A 16,919-nucleotide genomic window follows, 5' to 3' on the forward strand; every position below is an offset into this window, starting at 1 on the left:
GGACTCGAAGGTGATCGTGGCGATCAACAAGGACCCGGAGGCGCCGATCTTCTCGGTGGCGGACTACGGGCTGGAGGCGGATCTGTTCCAGGCCGTGCCCGAAATGGTCCGGACGATCTGACCGGCAAAGGCCGGCTTCCCCGGGGAGCCGGCCTTTTCCTATACAGCCGGCCGAGGCGTGCGCAGAACATGCCCGGCACAGCGGTGGCGCACCCGCCATTGCCTTGATGACAAGGAGACAGACATGACAACGAATACCGTCCGCCGCCATCTGCTGGCCCTGGCCGCCGCGAGCCTGGCCGCCGCCGCGGGCGCCCCGGCCCGGGCCCAGGATTTTCCGAACAAGCCGATCACGCTGATCGTGCCCTTCCCGGCGGGCGGCTCCACCGACCGCCACATGCGCACGCTGGCCGATCTGGCCGGCAAGCAGCTGGGCCAGAGCATCATCGTCGAGAACAAGCCCGGCGCGGGCGGCACCCTGGGCCCGGGCACCATGGCGCGCACGGCCAGGCCCGACGGCTACACCATCACGCAGTTCCCCATGTCCATGCTGCGCATGGCGCACATGCAGAAGACGGCCTGGCACCCGATCAACGACTTCACCTACATCATCGGAGTCTCGGGCTATACCTTCGGCTTCACGGTGCGCTCGGACTCGCCCTACAAGACCTTCAACGACTACATCGCGGCCGCGCGCAAGAGCCCCGGTACGGTGGACTACGGCTCCACCGGCGCGGGCTCGTCGCCGCACCTGCTGATGGAGGAACTGGCCGAGAACGCCAAGGTCAGGCTCAACCACGTGCCGTTCAAGGGCAACGCCGACCTGCAGCAGGCCCTGCTGGGCGGCCATGTCTCGGCGCAAAGCGATGCCTCGGGCTGGGACAAATACGTGGACGGCGGCCAGATGCGGCTGCTGATGACCTTTGGCGAAAAGCGCACCCAGCGCTGGCCCCAGGTGCCCACGGCCAAGGAGCTGGGCTATGGCGTGGTCTCGACCTCGCCCTACGGCCTGGTCGGCCCCAAGGGCATGGACCCGGCCGTCGTGAAGAAGCTGCACGACGCGTTCAAGAAAGCCATGGAAGACCCGCGCCATGCGGAAGTGCTGGCCCAGCTCAACCAGGACGCCTGGTACCGCTCGGGCGCCGACTATGCGCAGTGGGCCCGGGAGGCCTATGCCAAGGACAGGGCGCTGATCGAGCGCCTGGGCCTGGCCGCCAAGTAATCGGTTTTCAATGAAAAAGCGCTGAAACCATTGACTGAACGGAGCGGGCAGCTATCGATATTGAATCGGTGGCGCCGCGCTTCATGCCCGTGATGCGGTACGCCGCATCCACACAGGAGACTCTCATGCAACGCCGTCTGTTCAACACCGCAGCCACGCTGGCGCTGGCCTGCACCGCCACCCTGGGCGCCACCGCCGCCCGGGCCCAGGCCGACTATCCGAACCAGCCCGTCACCATCATCGTGCCGTTTGCGCCCGGCGGCACCACCGACGTGGTCGGCCGCGCGCTGGCCACCAGCCTGACCAAGCAGCTCAAGCAATCCGTGATCGTGGAAAACAAGCCCGGCGCGGGCGGCACGCTGGGCGTGGTGGACATGCAGCGCGCCAAGCCCGACGGCTACCGGCTCACCATGGTGCCGGTCGGTGTGTTCCGCCAGCCCTATGTGCAAAAGACCCAGTACGACCCGATCCGCGACCTGACCTATATCGCCTCGTTCACCGCCTACGACTTCATCCTCGCGGTGGCGGCCGATTCGCCGTTCAAGACAGTGAAGGACGTGGTCGAGTACGCCAAGACCCACAAGGAAGGCGTGGACTACGGCACACCGGGCAAGTTCACGGGCAACCAGGTGGCCATGGCGCTGCTGGGCAAGGCTGCGGGCGTGCCGTTCACGCACGTGCCCTACAAGGGCGACTCCGAAGCGATCACCGCCTTGCTGGGCGGCCATGTGAAGACCATGGTCAGCACCAATGGCATTCTGAACTTCATGGAAACCGGCAAGGTGCGCGCGCTGGCGATCGCGGCGGACAAGCGACCGCCGGCCTTTGCCAACGTGCCCACCTTCAAGGAAGCCGGCTACGACGTGGTCGTGCCTTCGCCGCTGGGCCTGGCCGGACCCAGGGGCCTGCCGCTGCCCATCGTGCAAAAGCTCGATGCCGCCGTGAAGGCGGCGCTGGACGACCCCGAGATGCAACGCGTGATCAAGACCTACGGCATCCGCACCGACTACCGCGATCACCAGGCCTATTCGGAATTCGCGCGCAGGAATTTCGAGGCGGAAAAGTCCATCGTGCAATCCCTGAACCTGAATGATTGAGCATGCAGACCTTCTCTATTACGCCTGATACGCCTTTCACTCCCGTGAGCGAGCTGGTGCGCGAACATGCGCGCCAGCGGCCCGGGCATGCGGCGCTCCGCGACGATGGCCTGGCGCTGAACTACGCGCAGCTCGATGCCCTGATGGACCGCGTGGCCGCCGCGCTGCAGCGTGACGGCGTGCAGCCCGGCCAGGCCGTGGCCATCTGCGCGCTGAACTCGGCGCGCTATGCGGCGCTGTTCCTGGGCGTGCTGCGCGCAGGTGCCGTGGTGGCGCCGCTGGCGCCGTCCTCCACGGCGGAAAGCCTGGCTTCGATGCTGCGCGATGCCGATGCGCATCTGCTGTTCATCGACAAGGCCGCGCAGGAGCTGGTGCCGCAGGGCGCCGGCGCGCCGCGCTGCATCTCGCTGGACGGTATCGCCCAGGGCCAGTCCTTCGAGGACTGGCTGGCGCCCGAGGGCGCCAGGCCCGCACCCGTGCAGGTGCAGCCCGAGGCGCCTTTCAACATCATCTATTCCTCGGGCACCACGGGCACGCCCAAGGGCATCGTGCAGTCGCACGGCATGCGCTGGACGCATGTGATGCGCGGCAACCGCTACGAATACGGCCCGGGCGGCACGACGCTGCTGGCCACGCCGCTGTATTCCAACACCACGCTGGTGGTGTTCTTCCCGACGATCGCCTTCGGCGGCAGCGTGGTGCTGATGGGCAAGTTCGATGCCGCGCGCTATCTGCAGCTGGCCCAGCAACACCGCGCCACGCACACCATGCTGGTGCCCGTGCAGTACCAGCGCATCATGGCGCTGCCGCAGTTCGGCGACTTCGATCTCTCGTCCTACCGCTTCAAGTTCTGCACCAGCGCGCCGTTCAGCGCCGCACTCAAGGCCGACGTGCTGGCGCGCTGGCCCGGCAGCCTGACCGAGTTCTACGGCATGACCGAAGGCGGCGGCACCTGCATTCTCGATGCCCATCTGTTCCCGGGGAAGCTGCACACCGTGGGCAAGCCGGCCGAAGGCCACGACATCCGCCTGATCGACGAGGACGGCAGGGAAGTGCCGCCCGGCGAGGCCGGCGAGGTGGTGGGCCACTCGGCCGGCATGATGACCAGCTACCACAACCAGCCCGAGAAGACGCGCGAGGCCGAATGGTTCGATCCCGCGGGCAAGCGCTTCATCCGCACGGGCGACGTGGGGCGCTTTGATGCTGACGGCTTCCTCACGCTGTTCGACCGCCGCAAGGACATGATCATCAGCGGCGGCTTCAACATCTACCCGAGCGACCTGGAGGCGCAGCTGCGCCTGCATCCGGCCGTGGAGGACGTGGCCGTGGTCGGCGTGCCGTCCGAGCAATGGGGCGAGACGCCCGTGGCCTTCGTGGTGTCGCGCGCGGGTCAGGCTGCCCGGGCCGAAGAGGTGATGGACTGGTACAACCAGCGCGCCGGCAAGACGCAGCGCCTGGCGGACCTGCGCTTTGTCGACGAGCTGCCGCGCAGCGCCATCGGCAAGGTGCTCAAGCGCGAGCTCAGGGATCGCTATGCGGGGCCCGCCCGCTGAGGGCCGGGCAATACCGCGTTTCAAGGAGACTTTCGACATGCACAACGACATCGCCGCATCCCCTGTGCGCAGTCAGGTGACGGCCGAGGAATGGCAGGTCCGCACCGAGCTGGCCGCCGCCTACCGGCTGGTGGCCCATTTCGGCTGGGACGATCTGATCTTCACCCACATCTCGGCACGCGTGCCGGGGCACGACGACCAGTTCCTCATCAATCCCTACGGCATGCTGTTCGAGGAGATCACGGCATCGAGCCTGGTCAAGGTGGACCACGAAGGCGTGCCGCTGATGGAGACCGAGTACGACGTCAATCCCGCGGGCTTCGTCATCCACAGCGCCATCCACGAGGCCCGGCCCGAAGTGCAGTGCGTGCTGCACACGCACACGCCGCACGGCGTGGCCGTATCGGCCCAGGAGGAGGGGCTGCTGCCGATCTCGCAGCAGTCCATCTTCCCGCTGGCGCGCCTGGCCTACCATGCCTACGAAGGCGTGGCCCTGCACGACGAGGAAAAGCCGCGCCTGGTGGCAGACCTGGGCCGCAGCAACCAGCTCATATTGCGCAACCACGGCCTGCTGACCTGCGGGCGCAGCGTGGCCGATGCCTTCATGGCCATGTACACCCTGGAGCGCGCCTGCCAGATCCAGATCCTGGCGCAAGCCGGCGGTGCGCGGCTGAGCATGATTCCCGCTTCCATCATTGCCGATGCGGCCAACCAGTCGCGCCAGGTCACCAAGGGCAAGGGCTCGGGCCTGGCCTGGCCCAGCCTGCTGCGCAAGCTCGATCGCATCGCCCCCGATTACAAGAACTGACACCCTCTGAGCCGCTGCGCGCCTTCCCCCTCTCCACTCGCTGCGCGAGGGAAGAGGGACGAAACCCTTGCAGCGGGGGCCGGGCCCTGGCTCGGTGTCCCGCGCCCGGGCTGCTGCCGTTTCGCAGGCCGCAAGCCGTGCTCAGATTCATGGAGAAATCAATGGGAATTCTGGTCAACATCCATCCGAGCATGGGCGCGCCCATCGCGGCCGCGCTGCGTTCCATGGCGCCCGGCGAGACCGTCTGGGAACACCGCGACCAGGCCGTGGCCGGCGAGGTCGAGGCCATGCTGGCCTGGAGCCTCAAGCCCGGCGTGCTGGGCAGCTATCCGAATCTGAAGCTGCTGTTTGCGCCCAGCGCCGGCGTGGACAAGCTGCTGGTGCCCGATCTGCCCGGGGGCCTGCCCGTGGTGCGCACCGTCGATCCCCAGCAGCATGTGGAAATCGCCCAGTACGTGCTGGGCACGGCGCTGCGCCATACGCGCGAGCTCGAGCTGTTTGCCGAGCAGCAAAGGGCCGGCCAATGGCTGCGCCGCCCGGTGCGCGCGGCCGCTCAGTGCCGCGTGGGCATCCTGGGCCTGGGCGAGGTCGGGCGTTTCGTGGCACGCGCCATGCAGGCCGTGGGCTACCCGGTGGCCGGCTGGAGCCGCAGTGCCCGGGAACTGCCCGGCATCGCCGTCCACAGCGGGCCGCAGGGGCTGCGGGACATGCTGGCCCGGACCGACATCCTGGTCTGCGCACTGCCGCTGACGCCCGAGACGCGCGACCTGCTGGACCGCCGCACGCTGTCGCTGCTGCCACGGGGCGCCTACTTCATCAATGTGGGGCGCGGCGAGCAGGTCGTGGAGGACGATCTGCTGACCCTGCTGGACGAAGGCCATCTGGCCGGCGCGGCGCTGGACGTGCTGCGCGAGGAGCCCCCAAGCCCCGACAATCGGGCCTGGCGCCATCCCAAGGTATTCGGCACGCCGCATATCGCGGCCCAGGCATCGGCACAGACCATTGCCGGCCAGTGCCTGGCAAGCCTGAACCGCCTGCGCGCGGGCCAGGAGGCGCTCAACGCCGTGGATCTTTCCAGGGGCTACTGACGCCCGCGGTTGCGCGGGCTTTTTGCGGGATTTCCCGGCCCCGCCGCAGCCACATGCGGCGCGGGCCACGACAACAAAGAGAGACAAGCATGCCAACCACTCTTTCCCGACGCGGCTTCATCGGTGCGGCCGCTGCAACCGCTGCGGCCGCGCTGGCGCCGCTCGCGCAGGCGCAAGGCGCCTGGCCGAGCAAGCCCATCCGCGTCATCGTGCCCTACACGGCCGGCGGCTTTACCGACCAGATGGCGCGGCTGCTGCAGGCCGGGCTGCAAAAGGCCCTGGGCCAGCCCATCATCGTGGAGAACAAGCCGGGAGCCAACAGCATCATCGGCGTGGACCAGATCGCAAAGTCGGCGCCCGACGGCTACACCTTCGGCGTGGTGATCGCGGCCTATGCGGCCAACACCACGCTTTATCCCAAGCTGCCCTACAACCCGAAGAAGGACCTGGTCGGCGTGTCGCTGATGGGCGTCTCGCCGCTGGTGGCGGCCGTGGCCATGAACGCGCCCTTCAAGACCACGGCGGAGCTAATTGCCTATGCCAAGGCGAATCCCGGCAAGGTGGGCTTCGGCTCCTCGGGCAACGGCTCCAGCGCCCACCTGACCACGGAGCTGATGAAGCTGCTGACCAGGACCGACATGACCCATGTGCCCTACAAGGGCGCGGCGCCCGCGCTCAGCGATCTGATGGGCGGGCAGATCCCGCTGTTCCTCGACCCGCCGCCCAACCTGATCCAGCCGGCCAGGGCCGGGCGCATCCGCCTGATCGGGGTGGCCAGCGACAAGCGCCTGGCCGCCTTGCCCGATGTGCCCACGTTTGCCGAACAGGGCATTCCCGAGCTCATGGGCAGCACCTGGGCCGCGATGATCGCGCCGGCGGGCGTGCCGCGCGAGATCGTGCAGCGCATGTCCGCCGAGGTGGCCCGCATCATCCGCAGCCCCGAAGTCACGCAGCGCCTGGAGCAGACCATGGGCACCTTTGCCGAAGGCTCGACGCCCGAGGAGTGCGACCGCTTCATCGCGGCCGAGACGGCCAAGTGGGGCAAGGTGATCCGCGAGGCCAGGGTGACGGTGGACTGAGGGCGCGGGCCCTGCGCGCCTAGCGCACGGTGTAGTTGATCTGGAACATCAGCCCCGCGTTGCCCAGCACGTTGATCTGGCCGCCCCAGTTGGGCGTGAAGTCGTAGCCCAGCGCCGGGATGGCCGTGATGCCCCAGCCGTGGCGGTTGTTGAACGGGATCTTCTTGTTGTACGGATACTTGTAGCCATGGATGACGCCGCCCGTGAGCTTGACGAACAGCCCGGGCATGCTGTCGAACGGCCTGAAGCGCCAGCCGTAGTAGGCGTACTGGCTGGGCTGGCCGAACGAGTTCCTGAAGTACGCGAACCCCGCCACATGGCGATCGTCCAGCTGCTTTTCGGCCTGCAGCAGCCAGACATAGGCGTGCTTCTGCTCGTCGGGCTCGAAGTCGTGTTCCTTTTTGGCATCGGAGAAATGCCAATCAAAGGGCGCGTAGCCGAACATCCAGCCCGACAGCGCCGAAGGCGGCTCGCCGGGAGCCAGGCCTTGCACCGGACCCTGTGCAGGCGCGGGCTCGGGCGCCGCTGCAAGGGATGTGGACTGGGCGTGGGCGCCAAGGCTGAAAAGCAGGCTTCCCAGGCCGGTGAGAAAAGCGGTGGTCAATGGCAGTCGCATGCTTGCTTCCTGTCGGCAGATGCCCGGCAGGCCGCACGGAGCCGGCTTCCCGGGCTGTATCTGCCGCAAGCCTAGCAAAGACCGCACCGTTTGTTGCGTAGGCCGCGGGCTTTTTGCAAGCAATCGTTTTGCCATGGCCGGGCATCCGGTGCCTGGCTAGCGCAGCCTCTCGCCAGGGGCGCGCGCGTCCACGCGCCAGCGCCGCCGGGGTGCCCGCAAGGTGTGCCGCTGGCGGTAGTCGGCCGGCGCCATGCCCGTGTGGCGAGCGAAGATGCGCCTGAAGGCCGCGGGATCGGCATAGCCGCAGGCCTGGGCGATGGAGGGAATGCTCTCCAGCGTGATCTCCAGCAGCACGCGCGCCCGCGCGCAGCGCAGGCCGTGCAGGTGGTCCAGCGGGCTGTGGCCCAGCTCCTGCCGGAAATGGCGCAGCAGCGTGCGCGGGCTGACCGAGACCGCCGCGGCCAGCGCCCGCAGGTCATAGGGCTGATCCACGCGGGCTTCGAGCCAGGCAATCGCATGGGCCAGGGTGCTGGCGCGGGTGTGCGGCAGCTGCCGGTCCAATGAGGCTGCCTGCGCGGCCCGCTCGCGCGGCGGGTCGGGCTGCAGCACGGAGCCCAGGGCGGCGGTCAGATCGTCGCCGAAGGCCATGCGCGCGAGCGCCAGCGCCATGGGCACCAGGGCCTCGGGATGGGAGGCGCTGAGCCAGTGGCCGTCCTGCACCAGCGGCCGCCCCTGGGCCAGAGCGATATCGGGGAAATCCAGGCTGAAGCCGCCCATGTAGAACCAGGGCAGGGCCACGCTCAGGCCCTTGCAGCCGCCGCTGCCGGCGGCAAACCAGGCGGCGCTGCCCAGCGTGCAGACCTGCAGCCCCTGGTCGAAGGCAGCGGCGGTGCGCCGCACCAGCGGCCCGTGGGCGGCGACGATCTCGCGGATGGCGGGGATGTCGGGACATTGCAGCGAGCTCAGGAACAGCGCGCGCACCGGTCCCGCAACGGCGGCGCCCTCGGCTCCGTGGGGCATGCGTTCGCCCATGTCGCGGCCCAGGCCGTCCACCCAGCGCCAGCCGAAGCGCGGCGCATGGCGCCCATGCCGCAGGCCGGCCATCAGATTGGCGCTGCGCAGCATTTCGACCAGATGCAGCGCATGGCCGACGGCGCTTTCGGGCAGGCAGGGCAGCTCGATGACGAAGTTGGAGGACATGGCGGGCGGGTCGTTCAGGCGTGGCGGTATGGGCTCGGAGATTGGCCATTTTGCCTTGCCCGGGCAGGAGTATTGGCTCTTAGCATGGCGCTTCCATGACTAGAAAACGGAGACCCACCATGCAACTTGTCCTGCGCCTTCGCCCGCTGGCCCTTGCCGCTTCGCTGCTGGGCGGCGGCCTCTCATTTGCCACCGGCGCCGCCGCTGCCCCGGGACTCGATGCCCAGGGCCTGGCGGCCCTGGATGCGGCCATTGCGCCGCTGGCGCCCAAGATGGTCGAGTGGCGCCGCGACATCCATGCGCATCCCGAACTTTCGGGCCAGGAAAAGCGCACGGCCCGGCTCGTGGCCGAGCATCTGCGCCGCCTGGGCATGGAGGTGCAGACGGGTGTGGGCGGCATGGGTGTGGTGGGCACGCTGCGCGGCGCGCTGCCGGGGCCCGTGGTGGCCCTGCGCGCCGACATGGACGCGCTCCCCGTGGCCGAGAAGACCGGCCTGCCGTTTGCCTCCAGGGCCAAGGCCCAGTACATGGGCAAGGAGGTGCCGGTCATGCATGCCTGCGGGCATGACGCGCACGTGGCCATGCTCATGGGGGCGGCCGAGGCGCTGGCCGGCATGAAGGCGCAACTGCCGGGCACCGTGAAATTCATCTTCCAGCCCGAGGAGGAGGGCGCGCCCATCGAGGCCGATGCCAGCGGCCATGTGCCCAGCTTCGGCGCCAAGGCCATGGTGGAGGCCGGCGCGCTCAAGGATGTGAAGGCCATCTACGGCCTGCACATCACGGCCAATCTGCCGCCCGGCGTGGTGGGCTACCGCGTGGGCCCGCTGATGGCCGGCGCGGACAACGTCACCATCCAGGTCGAGGGCCGCGGCGGCCATGGCTCATCGCCCTGGAACGCGGTGGACCCGGTGGTGGCGGCAACCCAGGTCGTGGCCGGGCTGCAGACCATCGTGAGCCGCCAGCTCGACATCAGCAAGGAGCCCGCGGTGCTGACCATCGGCGCCATCAACGGCGGCACGCGCTACAACATCATCCCGGACAGCGTGGAGATGCTGGGCACGCTGCGCACCTTCGACGAAGGCATGCGCGCGGACGCGCACCAGCGCATCGCCACCACGGCCGAGCACATTGCCGCGGCCAGCGGCGCCAAGGCCAAGGTGCGCTTCGGCCCCGTGAGCTATCCGGTCACCACCAACCCCGCGGAGCTGACCGAGGCCTCGCTGCCTGCGCTCAAGCTGGCCATGGGCGGCAAGGTGATGGTGATTCCCAAGGTCAGCGGCTCCGAGGACTTCTCCGAGTTCCAGAAGCAGGTGCCGGGCTTCTTCTACTTCCTGGGCGCCACGCCCGAGGGCAAGGACTACCAGACGGCACCCTCCAACCACTCGGCGCTGTTCGACATCGACGAAAAGCAGCTGCCCGTGGGCGCGCGCTCGCTGGCGGCGCTGGCGGTGGACTACCTCAAGCGCGCGCAGTGAAGGCTGCGCGGGCAGCAGCCATTCCGATAGCTGCCAGCGCATGCAAAACAAGGGCTTGGGCATCATTCAATGCCGAAGCCCTTGTGTAGTCTGCGATGGAAGCTATCGATGGGAGAGCAATCAGGCTGCGCCGCCCGAGCCGCGCACGCCCGAGGAAGGAATCTCCACGCCCAGGATGTCGCAGGCCACGGCCTCGCCGACCTTGATGCCGTCCACGCCCGCCGACAGAATGCCGCCCGCGTAGCTCGCGCCTTCGCCGGCAGGGTACAGGCCGCGCGTGTTCAGGCTCTGGAAGTCGGCGCCGCGGGCTATCTTCACGGGCGATGAGGTGCGCGTCTCCACGCCCGTGAGCACGGCGTCGTGCATGTCGTAGCCGCGGATCTTCCTGCCGAAGGCCGGCAGCGCCTCGCGCATGGCCTCGATGGCATAGGGCGGCAGTGCATGGTGCAGGTTGACCAGCGTGATGCCGGGCTTGTACGAGGGCTGCACCTCGCCGAGCGCCGGGGATTCCCTGCCAGCGATGAAGTCGCCCACGAGCTGGCCCGGCGCGTTGTAGTTGCGCCCGCCCAGCAGATAGGCCTTGGTCTCGAGCTGGCGCTGCAGCACGATGCCTGACAGCGGATGCAGCGCACCCTCGGGCAGGTTCTCGACCCCGTAGGTCTTGCCGTCGAAGGCCCAGGCAAAGCTCTTGGCGTCGCGCGGATAGTCGACGGGGTCGATGGCGCAGACCATGCCCGCGTTGGCATTGCGCTCGGCGCGCGAATACTGGCTCATGCCGTTGGTCACCACGCGCTCGGGCTCGCTGGTCGCGGCCACCACGGTGCCGCCCGGGCACATGCAGAAGCTGTAGACGGCGCGGCCGTTCTTGGCGTGGTGCACGAGCTTGTAGTCGGCCGCGCCCAGCAGCGGATGGCCCGCATGCCGGCCCCAGCGCGCGCGGTCGATCACGCTTTGCGGATGCTCGATGCGAAAGCCCACCGAGAAGGGCTTGGCCTCCATGTACACGCCGCGCTCGTAGAACATGGCAAAGGTGTCGCGCGAGCTGTGGCCCAGCGCCATCACGGCATGGCGCGCGGGGAGGCGGTAGCTCTCGCCCGTGGCCTGGTTCAGCACCTGCAGCGCGACCAGCTGGCGCTGCCCGCCATCGCCATGGGGGCAGGCTTCGACCTGCACGTCGGTCACGCGCTGCTCGAAGCGGATCTCGCCGCCCAGGCGGATGATTTCCTCGCGTATGCCTTCGACCACCTTCACCAGCTTGAAGGTGCCGATGTGCGGGTGGGCCGCGTAGAGGATCTCGGGGGGGCGCGCCATGCTCCACGAACTCGGTCATCACCTTGCGGCCCAGATGGCGCGGGTCCTTGATCTGGCTGTAGAGCTTGCCGTCCGAGAAGGTGCCTGCGCCGCCTTCGCCGAACTGCACGTTCGATTCGGGCGTCAGCGCGCGCTTGCGCCACAGGCCCCAGGTGTCCTTGGTGCGCTCGCGCACCTTCTTGCCGCGCTCCAGCACGATGGGGCGAAAGCCCATCTGCGCCAGCACCAGCGCCGCAAAGATGCCGCAGGGGCCGAAGCCCACCACCACGGGGCGCTCGTCCTCGGCCAGTGCGGCGGGCGCCCGGCCGACAGGCTTCCAGGCCATGTCGGGCGTGCGGATCACATGCGGGTTGTGCTCGAACCGGGCCAGCAGGTCGTTTTCGCGTTCGGGCTGCTGCAGCGTGACGTCGACGATGTAGACGGCCAGCAGCTCGGCCTTGCGCGCATCGAAGCTGCGCTTGTGCACGTGCAGGCCGGCGATCTCTTCGGGCGCGATGCCCAGCAGCTGGGCGGCCATGGCCGTGAGGCGCGCGGCGGGATGGTATTCGGTGTGGTTCTCGGGGTGGTATTCAACCGCCGAGAGCGGGAGTTTGAGTTCTGCAATGCGGATCATGGCTCGGGGTTATCAAGCAAGGGGTGCGATGGTAAGGCAAAGCCCGGCCGAGCAGGGGCGGCCCCGGCCGTGGCCTTGGTTGCGACTCGGAAAAAACGCAGGCTGCCGACTCCGCGTTGGATAGCTGCCCGCGCTTGCTGCATCGGTGCAGCAGACGTTTTCGCTTCAGATCACCAGCCGCGAATGCCCGATGCCGCCGCCTTTTTCCACGCGGATCTGCGCCGGGATGCGTTCCTTGAGCGCCTCGACGTGGCTGATGATGCCGATCATCTTGCCGCTGGCGTTGAGCGCATCGAGGGCCGAGAGCGCCACCTCCAGCGTGTCGCCGTCCAGCGTGCCGAAGCCTTCGTCGAGGAACAGCGAGTCGATGGAAGTCTTGTTGCTCACCAGGTCGGACAGCGCCAGCGCCAGCGCCAGGCTGACCAGAAAGGCCTCGCCGCCCGACAGCGTGCGCGTGTCGCGCGCCACGTCGCCCTGCCAGCTGTCCACGATGTCCAGCTCCAGCTCCCCCGCGGGCTTGCGGCGCAGCAGATAGCGGCCGTGCAGCCGGCCCAGGTGCCGGTTGGCCAGGTGCAGCAGATGGTCCAGCGTCAGGCCCTGGGCGAAGCGGCGGTACTTGTCGCCCCTGGCCGAGCCGATCAGCGCGTCCAGCCGCTGCCACAGGTCGCAGTCGCGGGCCTGTGCCTCGATCTGCAGCAGCAGCGCCTGCTGGCCCTGGCGGCGCTGCTCGTCGTCGAGCAGCCGCGCGCGGCAGGCGCCGATGTGTTCGCTGAGATGGGCGCGCTCGGCCTCCAGCGTTCGCACCCGCTCGGCGATGGCGTCGGGCGCCTCATCGGTCAGGGCCTGGGCCTGCAGCTGCTCCAGGCGCGCCAGGGCCTGGGCATGCAGCGCGGTGCTGCGCTGCAGTGCGTTGTCCAGCTGCTCGCGCAGCGCCGCCAGCCGCTGCTCTTCGGCGGGGGGCAGCAGGGCCAGGGCATAGGCCTCGGTGTCGGCAAAAGGGCTTTGCCGCAGCGCGCCGTCCCAGTCGGCCTGGGCGGCCGCGGCCTGCTGCCGCTGTTCGGCCAGCAGGGCCTGGGTCTGGTCCATGCGGCCTTGCAGCTCGGCCAGGGCTTGCGCCTGGCGCTCCATGGCCTGGGCGCAAGCGGGCAGATCGTCCGGCAATGCAGTGGCGCCCTCTGCTGCAGGCCGGTCCGCAAAGGCCTGCCAGCGCTGCTGCCAATGCGTAGCCTCCTGCTGCGCGCTTTCGCACTGGCGCTGTTGCAGCGCGATCTGCGGCGCCAGGGCCTGCAGGCGGTCCTGGCGGTCCTGCCATTGCTGCCAGTCGTGCTGGCGGGCGGCCAGCCAGGCTTCGCTGTCCGGGGCCAGCGGCAGCGCGTGGCCCGCCTGCTCCACGGCGGCCTGCAAGGCCCGGGATTGGGCCAGGGCCTGCTGCTGCAGGGCCTGCCAGTCCTGCTCCAGCCGCTGGCGCCTGGCCGTCGCCTCCTGCAAGGCCTGCTGCACGCGCTCCTGCTGGTGCTGCGCAGCCTGCTCGGCCTGCCGGGCCTGCTGTGCGGCCTCCCGCGCGGCCTGTGCGGCTTGCTCGCCGGCTTCCGCATCGGCCAGCGCCCGGGCCAGCTCGGCCAGTGTTTTTTCGCCGGCCTGGCGGGCTTGCTCCAGCAGCCCGGCATCCTGCCAGCCGGGGTCCTGCACGGAGGGCGAGGCCTGGCCGCGCAGCGCCTGCCATTGCCGGTGCCATCGGGCGATGGCTTCTTCGATTTCGCCGTGCCGAGCCTGGTGCTGTGCCAGCTGCGTCTGGCTGGCCGCGTGGGCCTGGGCCAGCTGCTCGCCCCGGGCGCGCAGCTCTTCGAGCGCCTGCTCTGCCGCCTGCAGCGCAGCGTGGGTTTCGGATATGTCGAGTGCCGCATAGGCGGCGATGGCCGGATGCTCGCGCGCGCCGCACAGGGGGCAGGCTTCGCCTGCGCGCAGGGCCTGGCGATGGGCTTCCAGGCTCTGGATGCGCTGCTCCTGCTCCAGCAGCTTGCGCTTGTCGTCCACGCGCTCCTTCTGTGCCCGGTACTGCGTGCGCAGCTGCGCCAGCGCCCGGGCCTGCTGTTCTGCCTGGGCTGCGCTGGCTTGCCGGGCCTGCTCCGTCTGCGTCTGCTGGGCGGCCAGCTGGCGGCGCACAGCGGCGCTTTCCTCGATCTGGCGCCATAGATGGGCTTGCTGCTGTGCGGCCTGCCAGTGCGTGCGCAACCGGGCAAGGCTGCCGCCATGGGCGGACAGGCGCTGCTCCTGCCCGCGTTCGGCCTGCCGCGCGGCCGCTTGTGCCTGCTGGTGCGCCTGCACGGCCGCTGCCAGATGCCGGGCCTGGGCGTCGGACTCCTTGCCCAGGCTGGCGATGTCGTGCTCCAGCGCTTGCCGCTCGGCCTGCAGGGTGCTCAGCTGCTGCTGGTAGAGGCTGCGCTGCGCCAGCTGCTGGCGCCAGCCGCTGAGCTGCTCGCCGAGGCGGGCATGCCCGGCATGGACCTGGCACCAGTCCTGCAGCACGCCTTGCTCGGCCTGCAGGGTTTGCAGCTGCTGCCGCGCGGCGGCCAGCGCCCGGTCGGCCAGGCGATGGGCCTGCCGATGCAGCTGCGCCTGCATGGCGTGGGCCTGTTCCTGCCGCTCCTGCAGCTGCTGCAGCTGGTCCCGGCTTTGCGCGCAGGCCGCCTGCGTGCGCAGCCAGGCACCGTGCAGCGGCTGCAGCGCCGCAGCGGGGGCATGCGCCTGCAGGCGCTGCAGCCCGGGGGCCGCATCTTGCAGGGCCTGTTGCGCCTGCAGCCGGTCGGCCTCTGCCTGCGCCGCGGCTTGCGCGGCCTGGGCCGTGTGCTCCTGCCAGCGCTGCAGGGTCTGGGCGGCGCCATGGTCGGCCTGGACCTGGGCCAGCGTTGCCTGCAGCTCCTGGGCCTGCTGCTCCAGCCGGCCACGCTCTTCGGGCTCCAGCAGCTGCATGCCGGCCGCCTGGGCCTTGCGCTGCTCCAGGGCCGTGCGCGCATCGCGGGCGCGCTCGAACACGGCCTGCGAGATCCGGCCGTAGATCTCGGTACCCGTCAGCTCTTCCAGCAGCTCGGCGCGGTCGTTGGCGCCGGCTTCGAGAAAGGCCGCAAAGCCGCCCTGGGCCAGCAGCATGGATTTGGTGAAGCGCTTGAAGTCCAGCCCGGTGATGGAGGCCACCAGGTCGGGCTTTTCGCTGACGCGCGTGGTGAGGATGCTGCCGTCGGCGACCCGGGCCAGCTCCGCCGTGGGTTCCTGCAGCTTGCCGTCCAGCCTGTCGCGCGCGCGGCGCTGGCTCCAGAAGGCGCGATAGGCCACGCCCTTGACCTCGAACTCCACCTCCGCCAGGCAGTCGGCCGTGTGGCGGGTGATGAGGTCGTTGCTGCTCTTGGTGATCTTGTCGAGCCGCGGCGTCTGGTGGTACAGCGCCAGGCAGATGGCGTCGAGCAGCGTGGACTTGCCGGCGCCCGTGGGGCCGGTGATGGCGAACAGGCCGTTGTCGGCAAACGGCGCGGCCGTGAAGTCGATGCTCCACTCGCCCTTGAGCGAGTTGAGGTTCTTCAGGCGCAGCTTGAGGATTCTCATGCCTGCTCTCCCGCATTGCCGTTCAGTTGCGCCAGCACCTCGCGGTGGCGCTGCGCCAGTGCCTGCTGCAGCCCGGCCTCCAGCGTTTCCTGGGCCAGGCGCCGCGCAAACACCTCCTCGGGGCTGAGCTCGTCAAGCGATTCCCGGGCCTCGGCCGCGAGCCGGGGCGCCGCGCTGCCGCGCTGGCGGCGTATGCGCAGCACCTGCAGCGGCAGGCCTTCGGCCAGGGCCTGCACGCGCGCGGCCAGGTCGGCCAGGTAGTCGTCGTCCTGCACGGTGACTTCGATCCATGTCGGCCGTTGGGCGTCGGCGCTGCAGGCCAGGGCCTTCAGTGCGGCCGGCAGCTCGTCCAGCGTGCCCTGCACGGACGCCATGGGCTGGAAGACGGGCACGGGCAGGGGGGTGATGCCCCGCAGGCCGGAGTCATCCAGATCCACCAGCAGCACCTGCTTGGCCTGGCGCGCTTCGTCGAAGCCCAGCGCGATCGGCGAGCCGCTGTAGCGTATGTGCTCCAGCCCGCCCACGGTCTGGGGCTGGTGGATATGGCCCAGCGCGATGTAGTCGGCCGGCGGAAAGGCCGAGGTGGGGAAGGCCTGCAGCGAGCCCACATAGATCTCGCGCACCGATTCGTTGCTGCGGGCGCCCACGGTGGTGAGGTGGCCGGTGGCGACGATGGGCAGCCTGCGGCCCCGCGTGGCCTGCAGTTCGGCCTGGCGCTGCAGCGCGGCCGCATGAATCTGCTGGTAGATGGCCTGTATGGCATTCTGCAGCGCCAGCTGCTTGTCCTGCGCGCTCTGGCTGGCCTGGCTCTGCACCACGTCGCGGGCCCGGATGAAGGGCAGCGCGCAGACGATGCAGCCGGGCTCGTTCCTGCCTCCGCGCAGCGGCAGGGTCAGCACATGGCGGGCCGTTTCGCCCACGGCCGCGATGACGCTGGTGTTCAGGTAGGCCAGCAGGTCGCGGCTTTCGTCGAGCACGCTGACCGAATCATGGTTGCCGCCCAGCAGCAGCAGGGCGCAGCCCGCACTGTGCAGCCGCGCGACGAGCTGGCTGTACAGCTCGCGCGCATAGCTGGGCGGCGCGCCGGTGTCGAAGATGTCGCCCGCGACCACCACGGCATCGACGGCGTGCGCATCGACCTGCTCCAGCAGCCAGGCGATCAGCGCGCGGTGCTCGGCCTGGCGGCTCTGGCCCATGAAATGCTGGCCCAGGTGCCAGTCGGAGGTGTGGAGAAGGCGCATGCGTACGAAAGGGGAAAAG

The 16,919-nt window shown here is 69.4% G+C and carries 11 protein-coding genes and 2 pseudogenes; 8 read left to right on the plus strand and 5 right to left on the minus strand.

From position 1 onward, the window contains the following. The 7 genes and pseudogenes from V8Z74_RS11215 to V8Z74_RS11245 form a co-directional block, all read left to right on the plus strand. A pseudogene (locus V8Z74_RS11215) lies at window positions 1–121 on the plus strand (electron transfer flavoprotein subunit alpha/FixB family protein); the annotation flags it as partial. A 123-nt stretch (window positions 122–244) separates the two neighbouring features. After that, window positions 245–1,222 carry a tripartite tricarboxylate transporter substrate binding protein gene (locus tag V8Z74_RS11220; RefSeq protein ID WP_066482917.1) on the plus strand — a complete coding sequence of 326 codons (978 nt, stop codon included), beginning with the start codon at window positions 245–247 and terminating at the stop codon, window positions 1,220–1,222. Window positions 1,223–1,347: 125 nt separating this feature from the next. Continuing rightward, the gene (locus V8Z74_RS11225; RefSeq protein ID WP_349709319.1) at window positions 1,348–2,319 is read left to right on the plus strand and encodes a tripartite tricarboxylate transporter substrate binding protein; all 972 of its coding nucleotides are present in this window, start codon (window positions 1,348–1,350) and stop codon (window positions 2,317–2,319) included. A gap of 2 nt (window positions 2,320–2,321) precedes the next feature. Next, window positions 2,322–3,872, plus strand: coding sequence for a class I adenylate-forming enzyme family protein (locus V8Z74_RS11230; protein WP_349709320.1), 1,551 nt, complete (start codon window positions 2,322–2,324; stop codon window positions 3,870–3,872). Window positions 3,873–3,909: 37 nt separating this feature from the next. Further along, window positions 3,910–4,680, plus strand: a complete 771-nt coding sequence (locus V8Z74_RS11235) for a class II aldolase/adducin family protein (protein ID WP_349709321.1) — start codon at window positions 3,910–3,912, stop codon at window positions 4,678–4,680. A gap of 161 nt (window positions 4,681–4,841) precedes the next feature. After that, window positions 4,842–5,768, plus strand: a complete 927-nt coding sequence (locus tag V8Z74_RS11240; RefSeq protein ID WP_349709323.1) for a 2-hydroxyacid dehydrogenase — start codon at window positions 4,842–4,844, stop codon at window positions 5,766–5,768. Window positions 5,769–5,857: 89 nt separating this feature from the next. Next, entirely contained in the window at window positions 5,858–6,847 is a 990-nt protein-coding gene (locus V8Z74_RS11245; protein ID WP_349709324.1) for a tripartite tricarboxylate transporter substrate binding protein, read from the plus strand. Window positions 6,848–6,866: 19 nt separating this feature from the next. On the opposite strand, the gene V8Z74_RS11250 is transcribed toward V8Z74_RS11245, so the two are convergent. Both V8Z74_RS11250 and V8Z74_RS11255 read right to left on the minus strand, forming a co-directional pair. Further along, window positions 6,867–7,463, minus strand: a complete 597-nt coding sequence (locus tag V8Z74_RS11250; protein WP_349709326.1) for a hypothetical protein — start codon at window positions 7,461–7,463, stop codon at window positions 6,867–6,869. 156 nt (window positions 7,464–7,619) lie between these two features. Further along, a complete protein-coding gene (locus V8Z74_RS11255; protein WP_349709327.1) occupies window positions 7,620–8,663 on the minus strand; it encodes a GlxA family transcriptional regulator in 1,044 nt (347 codons plus the stop codon). Between the two features lie 119 nt (window positions 8,664–8,782). Between V8Z74_RS11255 and V8Z74_RS11260 the strand changes: the two genes are divergently transcribed. Next, the gene (locus tag V8Z74_RS11260) at window positions 8,783–10,138 is read left to right on the plus strand and encodes an amidohydrolase (RefSeq protein WP_349709328.1); all 1,356 of its coding nucleotides are present in this window, start codon (window positions 8,783–8,785) and stop codon (window positions 10,136–10,138) included. Between the two features lie 120 nt (window positions 10,139–10,258). Here the strand turns inward: V8Z74_RS11260 and V8Z74_RS11265 are convergent. The 3 genes and pseudogenes from V8Z74_RS11265 to sbcD all read right to left on the minus strand — a co-directional run bounded on the left by V8Z74_RS11265 (window position 10,259) and on the right by sbcD (window position 16,900). Beyond that, window positions 10,259–12,062: pseudogene (locus tag V8Z74_RS11265) on the minus strand (NAD(P)/FAD-dependent oxidoreductase). Window positions 12,063–12,227: 165 nt separating this feature from the next. Continuing rightward, window positions 12,228–15,659: an AAA family ATPase gene (locus V8Z74_RS11270; RefSeq protein ID WP_349709329.1), complete on the minus strand. Its 3,432-nt coding sequence runs from the start codon at window positions 15,657–15,659 to the stop codon at window positions 12,228–12,230. Beyond that, window positions 15,656–16,900: an exonuclease subunit SbcD gene (sbcD, locus tag V8Z74_RS11275; RefSeq protein WP_349709330.1), complete on the minus strand. Its 1,245-nt coding sequence runs from the start codon at window positions 16,898–16,900 to the stop codon at window positions 15,656–15,658. Before sbcD ends, V8Z74_RS11270 begins: the two co-directional genes overlap by 4 nt. Between the last annotated feature and the right edge of the window lie 19 nt (window positions 16,901–16,919).

This window comes from Comamonas sp. w2-DMI, from assembly GCF_040187735.1.
GTDB classification, from domain to species: Bacteria; Pseudomonadota; Gammaproteobacteria; order Burkholderiales; family Burkholderiaceae_C; genus Comamonas; species Comamonas terrae.